The organism is Pantoea sp. B623 (assembly GCF_024814475.1).
In the GTDB taxonomy this organism is placed as follows: domain Bacteria; phylum Pseudomonadota; class Gammaproteobacteria; order Enterobacterales; family Enterobacteriaceae; genus Pantoea; species Pantoea ananatis.
The window spans coordinates 1,974,851-1,990,260 of the sequence record NZ_JANUXM010000004.1 but is presented as its reverse complement, the minus strand read 5'-3'; the positions used below and the strand labels follow the sequence as shown (position 1 = coordinate 1,990,260).

Annotated in this window: 17 protein-coding genes and 1 pseudogene; 7 read left to right on the top strand and 11 right to left on the bottom strand. The window is 52.5% G+C overall.

The annotated features are described in order from the left end of the window. Positions 1-147: 147 nt before the first annotated feature. Both arcB and mtgA read left to right on the top strand, forming a co-directional pair. Positions 148-2,567 (top strand): annotated as a pseudogene (arcB, locus tag NXS97_RS11120) (aerobic respiration two-component sensor histidine kinase ArcB). Between the two features lie 796 nt (positions 2,568-3,363). Continuing rightward, positions 3,364-4,083, top strand: coding sequence for a monofunctional biosynthetic peptidoglycan transglycosylase (gene mtgA, locus NXS97_RS11115; RefSeq protein WP_013024318.1), 720 nt, complete (start codon positions 3,364-3,366; stop codon positions 4,081-4,083). 2 nt (positions 4,084-4,085) lie between these two features. Here mtgA and npr read toward each other — a convergent pair whose 3' ends face one another. From npr to NXS97_RS11060, 11 genes are all read right to left on the bottom strand, one after another. Beyond that, the gene (npr, locus tag NXS97_RS11110; RefSeq protein WP_013024319.1) at positions 4,086-4,358 is read right to left on the bottom strand and encodes a PTS phosphocarrier protein NPr; all 273 of its coding nucleotides are present in this window, start codon (positions 4,356-4,358) and stop codon (positions 4,086-4,088) included. Then, complete coding sequence (gene rapZ / locus NXS97_RS11105) at positions 4,355-5,209, bottom strand: RNase adapter RapZ (protein ID WP_013024320.1); 855 nt, start codon at positions 5,207-5,209, stop codon at positions 4,355-4,357. Before rapZ ends, npr begins: the two co-directional genes overlap by 4 nt. 49 nt (positions 5,210-5,258) lie before the next feature. Then, positions 5,259-5,738, bottom strand: coding sequence for a PTS IIA-like nitrogen regulatory protein PtsN (gene ptsN, locus NXS97_RS11100; RefSeq protein ID WP_013024321.1), 480 nt, complete (start codon positions 5,736-5,738; stop codon positions 5,259-5,261). A 152-nt stretch (positions 5,739-5,890) separates the two neighbouring features. Next, positions 5,891-6,178, bottom strand: a complete 288-nt coding sequence (gene hpf, locus NXS97_RS11095) for a ribosome hibernation promoting factor (RefSeq protein ID WP_013024322.1) — start codon at positions 6,176-6,178, stop codon at positions 5,891-5,893. 21 nt (positions 6,179-6,199) lie between these two features. Next, complete coding sequence (gene rpoN / locus NXS97_RS11090) at positions 6,200-7,636, bottom strand: RNA polymerase factor sigma-54 (protein WP_013024323.1); 1,437 nt, start codon at positions 7,634-7,636, stop codon at positions 6,200-6,202. A 48-nt stretch (positions 7,637-7,684) separates the two neighbouring features. After that, the gene (gene lptB / locus NXS97_RS11085) at positions 7,685-8,410 is read right to left on the bottom strand and encodes an LPS export ABC transporter ATP-binding protein (RefSeq protein ID WP_013024324.1); all 726 of its coding nucleotides are present in this window, start codon (positions 8,408-8,410) and stop codon (positions 7,685-7,687) included. 5 nt (positions 8,411-8,415) lie between these two features. Next, positions 8,416-8,970, bottom strand: a complete 555-nt coding sequence (gene lptA, locus NXS97_RS11080; protein WP_013024325.1) for a lipopolysaccharide ABC transporter substrate-binding protein LptA — start codon at positions 8,968-8,970, stop codon at positions 8,416-8,418. Continuing rightward, positions 8,939-9,520: an LPS export ABC transporter periplasmic protein LptC gene (gene lptC / locus NXS97_RS11075; RefSeq protein ID WP_013024326.1), complete on the bottom strand. Its 582-nt coding sequence runs from the start codon at positions 9,518-9,520 to the stop codon at positions 8,939-8,941. The genes lptA and lptC overlap by 32 nt, the downstream gene beginning before the upstream one ends. Beyond that, on the bottom strand, positions 9,517-10,083 hold the full coding sequence (gene kdsC / locus NXS97_RS11070; RefSeq protein ID WP_013024327.1) for a 3-deoxy-manno-octulosonate-8-phosphatase KdsC: 567 nt from the start codon (positions 10,081-10,083) through the stop codon (positions 9,517-9,519). Before kdsC ends, lptC begins: the two co-directional genes overlap by 4 nt. Positions 10,084-10,096: 13 nt before the next feature. Further along, positions 10,097-11,083, bottom strand: a complete 987-nt coding sequence (kdsD, locus tag NXS97_RS11065; protein ID WP_116219990.1) for an arabinose-5-phosphate isomerase KdsD — start codon at positions 11,081-11,083, stop codon at positions 10,097-10,099. Between the two features lie 16 nt (positions 11,084-11,099). Next, positions 11,100-12,080 (bottom strand): calcium/sodium antiporter, encoded by a 981-nt coding sequence (locus NXS97_RS11060; protein ID WP_013024329.1) that lies wholly within the window; start codon positions 12,078-12,080, stop codon positions 11,100-11,102. A 212-nt stretch (positions 12,081-12,292) separates the two neighbouring features. On the opposite strand from NXS97_RS11060, the gene mlaF reads away from it, so the two are divergent. The 5 genes from mlaF to mlaB are packed head-to-tail and all read left to right on the top strand — an operon-like array spanning position 12,293 to position 15,399. Then, entirely contained in the window at positions 12,293-13,108 is an 816-nt protein-coding gene (gene mlaF, locus NXS97_RS11055; RefSeq protein ID WP_014595153.1) for a phospholipid ABC transporter ATP-binding protein MlaF, read from the top strand. Positions 13,109-13,112: 4 nt separating this feature from the next. After that, positions 13,113-13,895 carry a lipid asymmetry maintenance ABC transporter permease subunit MlaE gene (mlaE, locus tag NXS97_RS11050; protein WP_013024331.1) on the top strand — a complete coding sequence of 261 codons (783 nt, stop codon included), beginning with the start codon at positions 13,113-13,115 and terminating at the stop codon, positions 13,893-13,895. A gap of 4 nt (positions 13,896-13,899) precedes the next feature. Continuing rightward, on the top strand, positions 13,900-14,454 hold the full coding sequence (gene mlaD, locus NXS97_RS11045) for an outer membrane lipid asymmetry maintenance protein MlaD (protein ID WP_014595154.1): 555 nt from the start codon (positions 13,900-13,902) through the stop codon (positions 14,452-14,454). 16 nt (positions 14,455-14,470) lie between these two features. Further along, a complete protein-coding gene (gene mlaC, locus NXS97_RS11040; protein ID WP_024472197.1) occupies positions 14,471-15,103 on the top strand; it encodes a phospholipid-binding protein MlaC in 633 nt (210 codons plus the stop codon). After that, positions 15,103-15,399: a lipid asymmetry maintenance protein MlaB gene (mlaB, locus tag NXS97_RS11035; protein ID WP_013024334.1), complete on the top strand. Its 297-nt coding sequence runs from the start codon at positions 15,103-15,105 to the stop codon at positions 15,397-15,399. Before mlaC ends, mlaB begins: the two co-directional genes overlap by 1 nt. Positions 15,400-15,410 lie beyond the last annotated feature (11 nt).

The following is a 15,410-nucleotide window of genomic DNA, read 5'->3' as shown; positions in this document are numbered from 1 at the left end:
GGTTTTAGCATTAAGGAGCTGAACGTCGGCGAAGAGACCGTGTTTTGCACCATATAAGTGCATCCGCGCGGCGATCTTACCTTATGCACTGCGACGACAGCGAAATAAATACGCTATCATGTGGCTGTTCTCATCCAGGGAGTGTTTATGAAACAGATTCGCCTGCTGGCGCAATATTATGTTGATTTAATGGTCAAGCTTGGCCTGGTACGTTTCTCGCTGCTGCTGGCCTCCGCGCTGGTCGTGCTGGCGATGATTGTGCAGATGGCGGTCACCATGGTACTGCGTGGCCACGTCGAAAGTATCGATATGGTGCGTTCGGTCTTTTTTGGCCTCTTAATCACGCCCTGGGCGGTCTACTTCCTTTCTGTGGTGGTTGACCAACTGGAAGAGTCTCGTCAGCGTCTGGCAAGGCTGGTGGATAAGCTGGAAGAGATGCGCACGCGCGATCTCGAACTAAATCAACAGATGAAAGAGACCATCTCACAGCTTAATAATGAAATCGCCGATCGTAAAAAAGCTGAGGAAGCACGTGAGCAGGTGATGGCGAAGCTGCGTGAAGAGGTGGCGCGCCGCGAGCAGGCGCAAATTGAGCTGGAGCAACAGTCTTCCTTTCTGCGTTCGTTCCTGGATGCCTCACCGGATCTGGTCTTTTACCGCAATATCGATAAACAGTTTTCGGGCTGTAACCGGGCCATGGAGCTGTTAACCGGCAAAAGCGAAAAACAGCTTATTGGTCTGACGCCTCGCGACATCTATGACAACGATACGGCCACCAAGGTGCTGGAGACCGACGAAAAAGTCTTCCGGCATAACGTCTCGCTGACCTATGAGCAGTGGCTGCAGTATCCCGATGGCCGTAAAGCCTGTTTTGAGATCCGCAAAGTGCCCTATTATGACCGCGTGGGTAAGCGCAGTGGGCTGATGGGCTTCGGACGCGATATTACCGAGCGTAAACGCTATCAGGACGCGCTGGAGAGTGCCAGCCGCGAGAAGACCACCTTTATCTCAACGATCAGCCACGAGCTTCGTACGCCGCTTAACGGCATTGTCGGGCTCAGTCGCATCTTGCTGGATACCGATCTGAACCAGGAGCAGCTTAAGTACCTGAAAACGATCCACGTTTCCGCGATTACGTTGGGCAACATTTTCAATGACGTCATTGAAGTCGATAAGATCGAACGCCGCAAGGTTCAGCTGGATAACCAGCCGGTCGACTTCACCAGTTTCCTGGCCGATCTGGAAAACCTCTCAGGCCTGCTGGCACAGCCTAAAGGGTTGAAGTTTGTCATGGCGCCACAACTCCCGCTGCCGCATAAGATCTCGACTGATGGCACGCGCCTGCGGCAGATTCTGTGGAATCTGATTGGTAACGCGGTGAAATTCACCCAGCAGGGAGAGATCGTCGTACGCGTCGCGTACGAGCAGGATGAAACGCTGCGCTTTGAGGTTCAGGACTCAGGGCAGGGGATTCGGCAGGAAGAGCAGGATAAAATTTTTGCGATGTATTATCAGGTTACCGATCAACACGGTGGGAAGCCGGCGACCGGAACCGGTATTGGTCTGGCAGTGTCACGCCGCCTGGCACAGGCCATGGGCGGGGATATCAGCGTAAACAGCGCACCGGGGCAGGGCTCCTGCTTTACCGTTGTGATAAAAGCGCCACGCATTGCAGAAGAAGTGGAAGATGAAGGCGTGGACGACCCGCTTCCGCTCCCGGCTTTGCACGTCCTGCTGGTGGAAGATATTGAGCTGAATGTCGTTGTTGCACGCTCGGTACTGGAAAAACTCGGATGCAGCGTAGAAGTGGCGATGACTGGCAAGGCGGCACTGGAGATGTTTGATCCGCTTGAGTTTGATCTGGTGCTGTTAGATATCCAGCTGCCGGACATGACCGGGATGGATGTGTCACGCGCCATCCGTCAGCAACATCCAGACGCAAACCTGCCGCCGTTGGTGGCGTTAACGGCCAACGTGCTGAAAGACAAAAAAGAGTACTTCGACGCTGGCATGGACGACGTGCTCAGTAAGCCCCTTGCCGTGCCCGCGTTAACGGCCATCATTAAAAAGTTTTGGGACTATCAGTCTGAGAGCGATGCGCAGCCGGCCAGGTTCGTGAATAACAGTAAAACCGATGCAATACTGGATGTTCCTATGCTCGAACAATATCTGGATCTGGTGGGGCCGAAGCTGATTACGCAAAGCCTGACTATGTTTGAACAGATGATGCCGGGTTATCTTGAGGTGCTGGATTCCAACATGATGGCGCGTGACCAAAAAGGCATTGCTGAGGAAGGGCATAAAATCAAGGGTGCAGCAGGCTCGGTTGGGTTACAGCATCTTCAGCAGGTGGCAAAGCAGATTCAAAGCCCTGAACTACCGGCATGGTGGGACAACGTGGGCGAATGGGTCGAAGAACTGAAGCGTGAATGGCAACACGATGTGCAGGTACTGCGCGAGTGGGTTGCTGAAAAACAGCGTTGATACAAAAAAATGACCCCAGCCGAAGCCGGGGTGCGCTAATACTGCGCCAACACCAGGGAAAAAGACGCTGCTGCTATGCTTAATGTTATTCATGCAACAGCGGGGTATTGGTTAACACTTGCAACACCTTAGCAAATTCAAATTACTTTGTGACAAGATTCATTAAAATTTGTGATGTTGAACCGCGTTTAAATACAGGAAACATTAATTCGACAACATAGTCAAGCAATGAATCAATTTTACCGTCGTGTTGGTTGTTTTTTAATCAAACCTACTGTTTTTTGTACGGGCTTAAGCCAAATTTGTTAACAAAACCTGTGTTGCGCGCGGTAACCAAAATTTTTTGCCGTAGCTTGCGAGTAAAATAGATATAAACTTATGATAATAAAGAATAATGAAGAAAACAGGTCGATCGGACCCAAAACGTTTCGGGTCACCGGATCTTATCTCATCATCAAAAGGTTTTGCCGATAGAAAGCCTTTTATAATTCGGCAAAAACATAGAGTTAAAATAACGCTGTGTGACAAATAAATCCCTTAGCAAGGTCACTGAGTGAACATTTTATCAGCAGGTGCCGTGAGGGCTTTTTACAGTCCGCAGAATTATATATAAGTTTTGTGAAACATTGAGGTATGGGATTGTCACAAAATGGTATCATCTTTTTAGAAAGGTGAGCGCATTACAAAAAAGATGGAACCGATTCCTTACGCGTGGAAGTAATTGAACTCATTCAAACTATTGTTGCATTCAGAATGCATTTTCATTGTTTTGTTATAAACGTTGCACAACGTAGCAGCGCATTTGTCAGTAAAAAAGTGTACGCCGGGCAGTGGTCACGCCTGAAATTAATTAACGCATAAAAATCTTGAGACGAGCGCATGAGTAAGCATAAAGGGAACCTGTGGCGGCGCGTGAAGCCTGTAGTGATGCGCATTGTGTTTATTTGGCTGGGGCTGTGGCTGGCGGGCATTCTGCTCTTTTCGTTCATTCCTGTCCCCTTTTCAGCCGTGATGGCAGAACGTCAGGTAGGTGCCTGGTTCAGGGGCGATTTTGGCTACGTCTCTCATTCGGACTGGGTAGGAGCAGATGAAATTTCACCCTGGATGAAACTGGCCGTCATCGCTTCTGAAGATCAACACTTCCCCGACCATTGGGGGTTTGACGTGGCAGCAATCCGGTCCGTACTGGACGACAGTGACAGCCGGATGCGCGGAGCATCCACGCTGTCACAGCAAACGGCAAAAAATCTGTTTTTATGGGATGGCCGGAGTTGGGTGCGTAAAGGACTGGAGGCGGGATTAACCGTCGGGCTGGAAACCGTATGGACCAAACGGAGGATCCTGACGGTTTATCTGAATATCGCGGAGTTTGGCAAAGGCACGTTCGGGGTAGAGGCGGCTTCACGCCGCTTCTTTCATAAACCTGCCAGCCGATTAACCCTGTCCGAAGCGGCGCTGCTGGCTGCTGTCTTGCCTAATCCGCTGCGCTTCCGCGCAGATGCACCTTCAGGCTATGTCCGTCAACGCCAGCAGTGGATCCTGCGCCAGATGCGTCAGCTGGGTGGCGAAGGCTTCCTGCAGCGCAATCACCTGAACTGACGTTAGTCTTCGTCGAATCCGGCTTCAAACAGTTCAATGACGGCAGCCAGGGCTTCCGTTTCCTGTGGACCGCTGGCTTCGATCTCAATATGACCGCCTTTGGCCGAATCCAGCATCAGCAACGCGATAACGCTGCTGGCTTCGGCCTCTGTTCCGCTCTCGTTACGCAACAGCACTTCGGCATCGAAACTCTGCACCAGTTCAAACAGCTTCATAGCAGGACGTGCATGCATGCCGAGCTTATTTCTGATTTCCACGGTTTGCTTAACGGTCATGATTTACGTTTTTCCAGCGTGCGATGACGAGACTGTACATTTTTACCCCGCGAGCGGAAATAGTCAGCCAGCTGTTCGGCAATATACACGGAGCGATGTTTGCCGCCAGTACAGCCAATCGCCACGGTAAGATAGCTACGGTTGTTGGTTTCCAGCATCGGCAACCAGAGTTCCAGATAGCTACGCGTCTGATATATGAAGTTATGGACTTCAGTATGGCGATCGAGGAACGCGGCCACGGGCCTGTCCAGACCGGTCATGGGACGTAATTTGGGATCCCAGTGCGGGTTAGGCAAAAAGCGCACGTCGAAAACGTAATCTGCATCAATGGGAATGCCGTGCTTGAAGCCAAACGATTCGAACACCATTGTCAGCTCACGCTCACGTTTACCCAGCAAGCGGGTACGCAACATCTCCGCCAGTTCGTGTACCGACATCTCTGAAGTATCAATAATCAGATCGGCACGGGAACGCAGCGGCTCAAGCAGGTCGCTCTCTTCGTCAATCGCGCTTTCCAGCGACAGATTCTTGCTGGATAACGGATGCAGACGGCGCGTATCACTGTAACGGCGGATCAACGTGTTGCGATCGGCATCAAGAAACAGCAACTGCGGTGAGAATGCTGAAGGCAAACTGCTGAGCGCCGTCTCAAAAATCTCAGGAGATTCGGGCATATTGCGTACGTCAATACTCACGGCCGCAGAGATATTGCGCTCGACCAGTGATTCAGCCAGTTGAGGCAACAGCACCACTGGCAGGTTATCAACGCAGTAAAAACCCATGTCTTCCAGCGCGCGAAGCGCCACTGACTTTCCCGAGCCTGACCGACCGCTGACGATCATCAGCACCATGACCTTCTCTCCCGTTTTAAAGCCGGCTTACGCCGGTAAATCACGCGCTTTATTGCTCTGTTTGTGCTTCGGTAATAATCGCATACAGCTCTTCATCGCTCTGCGCGGCACGCAGGCGGCGGCAAACCGTTTTATCCGCCAGTCGTTTTGCCACTAACGACAGCGTATGTAAATGGGTTTTACACTGGTCAGCCGGCACCAGTAGCGCAAAAAGCAGATCGACAGGCTGGTTATCCACGGCATCAAAAGCGATGGGTTGCTCAAGGCTGATAAAGACGCCCACGGCCCGTAAAGTATCTTCCTCCAGCTTGCCGTGAGGGATCGCGATACCGTTACCGATACCGGTGCTCCCCATGCGCTCACGGGTTAGGATCGCCTCAAACAGCGTTTGATGCGGCAGGTTGAGCTGCTTAGCGGCCAGTTCGCTGATAATCTCCAGCGCCCGTTTTTTGCTTTGGCAGTGTACGCTACTGCGGGTGCAGTCTGGCGAAAGCACCGTGCTCAGTTCCAGTGTTAAATCATTGTTCATTGTCGTTTCACTTGCGAGTTCACATAGCCATCAACCCGGTACGTAAACATCACGTCGCGGAATAATGGCGCTGGCACAGATGACAAAACGGGGCGGTTAATCCGCCCCATCCTTTCAGCTTTGCGCGCCGGGCGCGCCTGCCAGCGTGAAGGTTAGTGTTTTTTTAGCTTGTCTTTATATTTGGTCAGTTGACGGGTCAACTTGTCAATCAATCCGTCAATTGCCGCATACATATCTTCCGCTTCAGATGTGGCGTGCAGCTCGCCACCGTTGACGTGCAGGGTTGCATCAGCAATCTGCGTCACCTTCTCAACTTTCAGGACAACATACACCTGATTGATATGATCAAAGTAATGTTCCAGTTTGGCAAATTTCGTTGTCACGAACTCACGCAGGGGTTCGGTGATTTCAACATTTTGCCCGGTAAGGTTCAGCTGCATAGGTCTTCCTTCTCATTTCTGTCAAACCAGCTGTTTACGCTGATTTGAAGGCGGTATGGACAAAGACTCGCGGTACTTAGCGACGGTTCGACGTGCCACTATTATCCCTTGATCAGATAACATGGAGGTCAGTTTACTGTCACTCAAGGGCTTGGCGGGGTTTTCCGCCGAGATTAATTTTTTCACCAGCGCACGAATAGCGGTAGATGACGCTTCTCCGCCACCTTCAGTATTAACATGACTGGAGAAAAAATACTTCAGTTCAAAAATGCCTCGTGGGCTGTGAAGGTATTTTTGCGTGGTCACGCGGGAAATCGTCGATTCATGCATGTCCACCGCCTGGGCAATATCGGCCAGCACCATAGGACGCATAAACTCTTCACCCTGGTCAAAAAAGGCCTGCTGCTGTTCCACAATACAGCGGGAGACTTTTAACAATGTCTCGTTACGGCTTTCAAGACTTTTAATCAGCCAGCGGGCTTCCTGCAAATTACTGCGGATAAACTGACTGTCGCTGTCGTTGCGTCCGGCTCCGCCCATGGCGGCATATTGCTGGTTGATCTTCAACCTGGGCAGGCTGTCGGTATTCAGCTCGACCGTCCAGCGCGTCGTCACTTTACGTACCAGCACATCGGGAATCACGTATTCGGGTTCACCGGTGTTAATCGACTGACCCGGGCGCGGATCGAGCGACTGAATCAGCAGCATCGCCTCTTTCAGTACGTCTTCTTTCAGACGCGTTACGCGCATCAGGCTGCGGAAATCGTGGTTCGCCAGCAAATCGAGATGGCTGCTGACGATCAATTTTGCTTCCGCCAGCATCGGCGTTTCAGGTGCATACTGCGACAGCTGCACCAGCAGGCAGTCGCGCAAATCACGCGCGCCGACGCCGACAGGATCGAAACGCTGAACGCGCTTTAACACGGCTTCGACTTCGTCGATTTCCAGCTCGTCGTTACCGATACTGTCGAGAATCTCTTCAAGTGAAACGGTAAGATAACCGGTGTCATCAATGGCATCGACGATAGAGGTCGCAATGGCACGGTCGTTATCGCTGAAGGGCGTTAACTCGACCTGCCACATAAGATAGTCCTGCAGTGACTGTGTGGTTTCGCCCTGATAAATCGGCAGCTCGTCATCCTGATAATCGGTACCGGTTCCTGAAGGCGTGCCTGCGGTGTAAATCTCGTCCCACGTGGCGTCAAGCGGCAGCTCTTCAGGCATGTCCTTTTGTTCCAGCGCTTCTCGGGTATCCAGTCCCGCTTCGCCTTCCTGATACTCTTTCGCGTCTATTTCATCGTGCAGATCGGTTTGCTCAAGCAGGGGATTGCTTTCCAGCGCCAGCTGTAACTCTTGCTGGAGTTCGAGCGTAGAGAGCTGCAGCAGACGTATCGCCTGCTGCAGTTGTGGGGTCATCGCCAGTTGTTGGCTGAGCCTGAGTTGCAAACCTTGCTTCATAGACAGGATGGATATTCCCGGGTAAACATCAGTATTAACGACACCTTATCAGAGTCTGAACTCTTCACCCAAATAAACCCGTTTAACTTGCTCATCTGCAAGGACTTCATTCGGCGTACCGTGCGCAATCAGGTTTCCCTGACTGACGATATAGGCGCGTTCACAGACTGCCAGCGTTTCACGCACGTTGTGGTCGGTGATGAGAACACCAAGGCCACTGTCACGCAGGTGTTCAATGATTTTTTTGATGTCGATAACGGAAATCGGGTCGACCCCGGCAAAGGGTTCATCCAGCAGGATAAATTTCGGATTCGCTGCCAGCGCACGCGCAATTTCTACGCGACGGCGCTCACCGCCCGACAGCGATTGCCCCATATTGTCGCGCAGATGAGCAATATGAAACTCTTCCATCAGTTCGTTAGCCCGATCCTGTCGCTGCTCTTCGGTTAAGTCATCACGAATTTGCAGGACCGCCATCAGGTTGTCGTAAACGCTCAGGCGACGAAAGATTGAGGCTTCCTGCGGCAGATAGCCAATGCCGCGGCGCGCACGCGCATGAAGCGGCAGGATGCTGATATCTTCGTCATCAATAATGATGCGTCCCGCATCGCGCGGAACAATGCCCACCACCATGTAAAAGGTGGTCGTTTTACCCGCACCGTTTGGACCCAGCAGCCCAACAATTTCACCGGACTTTACCTGCAGGCTGACGTCTTCAACCACGCGGCGGCCTTTATAAGCCTTTGCCAGGTTTTCTGCGATTAATGTGGCCATAGTGATCAGTTACTCTTTTTTTCGCTGTTGGTTGACGCGGGCTTATCCTGCAACTGCGACGGCACCAGCACGGTCGTTACGCGCTTGCTCTGGCCCTGGCTGTAAGCCTGCATTTTTTGCTCTTTTACCAGATAGGTGATGCGGTCGCCTTTGATGTTGCTGTCCAGTTGCTCAATGTAGGCGTTGCCGGTCAGCTCAACAAAGTCATTGGCAAGCTCATAATGCAGTTTGGACGCATGACCCTGAACCGGTTTGCCGTTGTCCTGCATCTGGTAAAAGGTGGCAGGGTTACCGTAAGCATCAACGATGGTCTTTTTGCTGTCGCCGCCCGGACGCGTGACCACCACTTTATCCGCAGTAATTTTGATCGATCCCTGGGTGACAATAACGTTACCGGTGAAGGTCGCGACATTGCCTTGCAGATCCAGAGACTGATTCTCAGAGTCGATATTGACGGGTTTGTCCGAGTCACCGGTCAGCGCCAGAGCAGGCAGGCTGGCTGCAAGCAGCATACTGGCCAGTAAAAACTTAATGCGGTTTTTGTTCATTTTGAATTTCATAAGAAGTTTTGACCTTTTCGATTAACTCGGCGTTCTTTGTCCGTAAATTACCGCGCATTTTCATACCGGTGGAGTTAAAACTGCGGCCATATAACGTCACCTGGTCGTCAGAGGCGACGTCCTGAGTGACAAGATTGACCTGAGCGTTATCCGTTTTAATACGCTCAAGCTGGGAGTCCTGAGCCAGAGCATTCAGCTCAACATGGCCATAAAGATACAGCATCCTGTCTTTGGTAAGCTTTGCTTTATCTGCGCGTATCGTCCAGGTCGGCATTTTATTTTCGTCATAGGTGGTCATCACCGGATTATCAAACCAGCTTATTCCGCTGTCTTCGAAATAGGTGACTTTATCCGATACCAGCTTGTAAGCCAGTCCACCTTGCGGGTTGTAGACTACGGTATGGGAGTTAGCACTGGTGTAGGTTGGCGTTTGATTATTATTCGCTACCGGCGCGCTGTTGTCGCCATCCCGGTTAGTGAAATTCCAGCCAATAAGCACCAGCGCAATCAAGGCCAGACCCAACGTTATCCAACGCCTGCTTTTACTCATACTGATTGCCCTTTGGCATCCTCGAATTTATTTTGCGCCATTAAGATGAGATCGCACAGCTCCCGCACCGCACCGCGCCCACCGGCAATACGGGTAACGTAGTTCGCGCGCGTCAATAGCAATGGATGGGCATCGGCGACAGCCACGCTTAGCCCGACTTTCGCCATCACTGGCCAGTCAATCAGGTCGTCGCCAATATAGGCGACCTGATCGTCAGAGAGCGACAGTGTATCCAGAAGTTCACCATAGGCCAAAAGCTTATCTGATTGCCCCTGATAAAGGTGGCGAATCCCGAGCGTTTTACAGCGGTCTTCCAGTAATTTGGCCGTGCGGCCGGTAATAATAGCCACTTCGACGTCAGAGGTCAGCAGGCAGCGAACGCCATAGCCATCGCGCACGTTAAAGGTTTTCAGCTCTTCGCCGCTGTTCCCCATATAAATCAGACCATCCGACATCACACCGTCAACGTCGCAGATCAGCAGGCGAATTTTACTGGCGCGCGTCATGACATCTGAACTGACCGGGCCGTAGCACGTTTCTAAAGTGGCATTTTCCGACTGCATTATGTCTTCCTGTTTACACTACGCCAGCGCGCAGCATGTCATGCATATGTACCACACCCAACAGACGGTCGTCATCGGCCACCAGCAGGGAAGTAATGTTTTTGGTTTGCATCAAATTCAGCGCATCCACCGCCAGCACGTTAGGCCGCACGCGAATGCCACCCCGGGTCATGACTTCAGCGATAGTGGCGTGTTGAAAATCAATGCCCATATCAAAGATGCGGCGCAGGTCACCATCGGTAAAGATGCCCTCGATCTTCATCAGATCGTCCACGATAACCGTCAGGCCGAGATTTTTACGGGTGATTTCCAGCAGGGCATCACGCAGGGAAGCATCGCGAGTGACGTGCGGGAGTTCATCCCCGCTGTGCATAATGTCGCTGACGTGTAGCAGCAGCTTCCGGCCCAGCGCACCGCCCGGATGGGACAATGCAAAGTCTTCTGGCGTAAAGCCGCGGGCTTCCAGCAGGGAAACGGCCAGCGCATCGCCCATGACCAGCGTTGCGGTTGTGCTGGTGGTGGGGGCCAGGCCGAGCGGACAGGCCTCCTGTGGGACTTTCACGCACAGGTGGATATCTGCGGCGCGGGCCATGGCGCTTTCAGGACGGCTTGTCATGCAGATCAACGGAATCTTTTGGCGTTTCATTACCGGTATCAGCGCCAAAATCTCACTGGATTCGCCACTGTTAGATATCGCGATGACGACATCGTCTTTACCTACCATGCCAAGATCGCCATGGCTGGCTTCAGCGGGATGCACAAAGAACGCCGGCGTGCCGGTGCTGGCAAAGGTGGCCGCCATTTTTTTCCCGATATGGCCCGACTTGCCCATCCCCATGACCACAACTTTTCCCTGACAGGCATAAATCAGTTCGCAGGCGTCGGCGAAAGCCTCATTAATATATTGATCAAGCTGCTCCAGGCCTTCGCGCTCGATGCGTAATACCGTTTTACCGGCTTTCTGAAAATCAAAATTTACCGTTGGTTGCTGATATGACATGGCGAATCTGTCCTTTTTAGCCGTCCATAAACGCCGGCTGTAGCCACAGCAGCGTTACCCAGACGAAGAAACCACAGAGTAAAAGCGAGCCCGCCGTACGGCCAACCCGGCGGCGACGCAGCAGACAAAGCATGGCGAACAGCACGCTGACACCCAGCATTATCCAGTAATCGCGCGCAAATGCGTGATAGTCTACGCTGCCGGGATGAATCAGGGCCGGCAGACCCAGAACGATAGCCAGATTATAAATATTGGCACCAATCAGATTGCCGATAGCGATATCATCTTCACCTTTCAGCGCGCCCGCGATGACCGTTGCCAGCTCTGGCAGACTGGTGCCGACCGCGATGAGCGTCAGCCCCATGACCAACTCGCTGACGCCAAAGTAATCCGCAAATACGGTCGCGTTATCGATCACCATGTGCGTCGACATGGGCAGGATAATCAGTGCGACGGCCAGCCAGAGAAAGGCGACGGTATTTCCGCTCTCTTCACGCGGCAGTTCGGCTAATTGTTCGCGCGTTAACGTATCGTTATTGTCCTTCTCTGCTTTGCGCGCGATGCGGATGGTCACTATCAGATAAATCGCGGCGATAGCAATCAGTGCAAGGCCATCCAGGCGACTAAGATAGTTATCAAATAACATGATGCCGCTAAGAAGTGAGACCAGCACCATCAGCGGCAGTTCACGGCGTATTAAATTGGAATGGATGCTCAGGGGATGCAGCAAGGCCGCGCCACCGAGAATCAAAAGAATGTTGGTGATGTTTGAGCCAAGCGCGGTGCCCACCGCCAGATCCATCTGTCCGTACTGCGCTGCCGAGAAAGAGAGAATGATCTCCGGGAGCGAGGTGCCGATACTGACGACGGTCATGCCGATTATCAGGGGCGGGATGCCAAAGGATCGACAAAGTATTGCAGCACTAAACACCAGACGATCGGCACCATAAGCCAGTAAAAGCAGTCCGATAATCAGCAGTGCGGTAGCGACGAACATGGAAAATCCTTGCTTAAAACCCCTGTCGGCTCGCCTTCAGGTTCTTTGTGACAAAACAGGCGCTGATTTTGACCTTCTGAGCGGCAAAAGTAAATTTTATGACCGTTTTCGCCAAATCTTTGTATTAAGTTTCTGTAAAGCTATCGTGCGTTTAGCCTTAACAGGCTACCATCGTACCCTATGTTGACGCCCGATCCGTAATAGAGGTGATAATGATCCAACAAAAAACGAACCTGGTTGAGGTTCGTGGCGTGAGTTTTTCACGTGGCGATCGCAAAATTTTCGACGATATTTCGCTGACGGTGCCAAAAGGTAAAGTGACGGCGATTATGGGGCCGTCGGGGATCGGGAAAACAACGCTGCTACGCTTAATTGGCGGGCAACTGCAACCTGACAGCGGTGAGATCTGGTTTCGGGATGAGAACATTCCGACATTGTCGCGCACAAAGTTGTATGAAGCGCGTAAAAAGATGAGCATGTTGTTTCAGTCAGGCGCGCTGTTTACCGACTTAACGGTATACGAAAATGTGGCCTGGCCGCTGCGTGAACATACCCGGCTGCCCGCGCCGATTTTACACAGTACCGTATTGATGAAGCTGGAAGCCGTGGGTTTACGCGGTGCTGCGCAGCTGAAGCCTGCGGAGCTGTCAGGTGGGATGGCCCGCAGGGTTGCGCTGGCGCGCGCGATTGCGCTTGAGCCTGAACTCATTATGTTCGATGAACCCTTTGTAGGGCAGGATCCCATTACCATGGGCGTGCTGGTTAAGCTTATTGATGAACTGAATCATGCGCTGGGCCTGACCTGCATCGTGGTTTCCCACGACGTGCCCGAAGTGTTGAGTATTGCTGATTACGCCTACATTGTGGCAGGACAAAAAATTATTGCGCACGGCACGACGCCAGACCTGCGTGCTAACAACGATCCCCGTGTGCGCCAGTTTATTGACGGCATTGCGGATGGGCCAGTGCCGTTTCGTTTTCCGGCGGGCGACTATTTGGCCGACTTAACCGGCTCAGGGAGAATCTAAGCTGATGTTGTTGAAAGCACTGGCGTCGTTAGGACGCCGGGGAATAGGAACCTGCGCCAGCTTTGGGCGTGCCGGTTTAATGCTTTTTCATGCGCTGGTCGGTAAGCCCGCGTTCCGTAAACACTTTCCGCTGCTGATCAAACAGCTTTACAGCATCGGCGTACTGTCTCTGGTCATCATTGTCGTCTCCGGTCTGTTTATTGGCATGGTGCTGGGCCTCCAGGGCTATCTGGTGTTAACCACCTATGGCGCTGAAACCAGTCTGGGCATGCTGGTGGCGCTGTCGCTGCTGCGTGAACTGGGTCCGGTTGTGACGGCGCTGCTGTTTGCAGGGCGCGCAGGATCGGCCTTAACGGCAGAAATCGGGCTGATGAAAGCCACGGAGCAACTCTCCAGTATGGAGATGATGGCGGTCGATCCCCTGCGCCGTGTCGTTTCGCCGCGCTTTTGGGCGGGTTTTATCAGCATGCCGCTGCTGGCGTTAATCTTTACTGCTGTAGGGATTACGGGCGGAGCGCTGGTAGGCGTGAGCTGGAAAGGGATTGACCCTGGCTTCTTCTGGTCGGCGATGCAAAACGCCGTCGATTTTCGTAGCGATGTGGTCAACTGCATTATTAAAAGCGCTGTGTTTGCCGTCACTGTCACCTGGATTGCATTGTTCAACGGTTACGATGCCATCCCGACCTCTGAAGGGATTAGCCGCGCCACGACGCGCACCGTGGTGCATGCATCACTGGCGGTGCTCGGTTTAGATTTTGTGCTGACAGCACTGATGTTTGGGAATTGATGCGATGCAAAGCAAAAAAAGCGAAATTTGGGTTGGCGTGTTTATGATCATGGCAATGATTGCCGTGTTGTTTCTCTGCCTGCGCGTGGCAGATCTCAAATCTTTAGGTACGGAGCCCACCTGGAAACTGTATGCCACCTTCGATAACATCGGCGGCCTGAAAGCCAGTTCGCCAGTGAAAATTGGCGGCGTGGTGATTGGTCGCGTAACGGACATTTCTCTTGAACCTAAAACGTTACTGCCGCGCGTCACAATGGATATCAGTGATAAATATGCCAACCAGATTCCGGATACCAGTTCGCTGGCGATCCGCACTCAGGGGTTACTGGGCGAGCAGTTTCTGTCGTTAAATATCGGCTTTGACGATCCTGAGCTAGGATCGTCAATGCTGAATGACGGCGGGACGATTCGCGATACCAAGTCGGCGATGGTGCTGGAAGATTTGATTGGCCAGTTCCTGTATAAAAGCGGCGACAATAAAGGCAACAAGCAAACCAGTGACAGTAAGGACGCGCAGGGCGGCGAGATGGCCGCACCGGCAGCAGCGGCTCAACCTTAAATAGAGGGATAACATGATGTTTAAACGTTTTCTGATGATCGCCATGCTGGTGGTCACGCCACTGGCAGCCACCGCGGCCGATCAAAGCAATCCTTATAAACTGATGAACGAAGCGGCTAACAAAACGTTCACCCGTCTCAAGAACGAACAGCCGAAAATTAAGCAGGATCCAAACTATCTGCGTGAGATCGTTCGTCAGGAGCTCCTGCCTTACGTGCAAATCAAATATGCCGGTGCATTAGTGCTGGGCCGTTTCTACCGCGATGCCACACCGGCACAGCGTGAAGCTTATTTCAAAGCGTTTGGCGACTATCTGGCTCAGGCTTATGGCCAGGCGCTGGCCCTGTATCACGGTCAGACTTATCAGATTGAACCTGAGAAGCCGATTGGCAACACCAATATTGTGGCTATCCGCGTGACCATTATCGATCCTCAGGGCCGTCCGCCTGTACGCCTCGACTTCCAGTGGCGTAAGAACAGCCAGACCGGCAACTGGCAGGCTTTCGATATGATCGCGGAAGGCGTGAGCATGATCACCACCAAACAGAATGAGTGGGGCGATCTGCTGCGTACCAAGGGGATCGATGCGCTGACCGCTCAGCTGGAAGCCTCAGCGAAACAGCCTATCACCCTGGATCAAAACAAATAATGCAGGCATCACTGCACTGGTCACGCGAGGCAAACACGCTGCGGCTGGAAGGCGAGCTGGATCGTGACACGCTGCTGAGTCTGTGGGAGCAGCGTGAAGCGCTGGTTAACGCGGTCGAACTGATCGATGTTTCCGCCCTGCAAAGGGTGGATTCATCGGGACTTGCGCTGCTGGTTCACCTGCGGGAGATTACCTCGCAGCAGGGAGGCTCGCTGCGCTTTGTGGGAATCGGCGACAAATTGCAGTCGTTGATCACCCTTTACAACCTGCAACAAATTATTGTTTCTGCGGATTAAAGCGCCTGAAC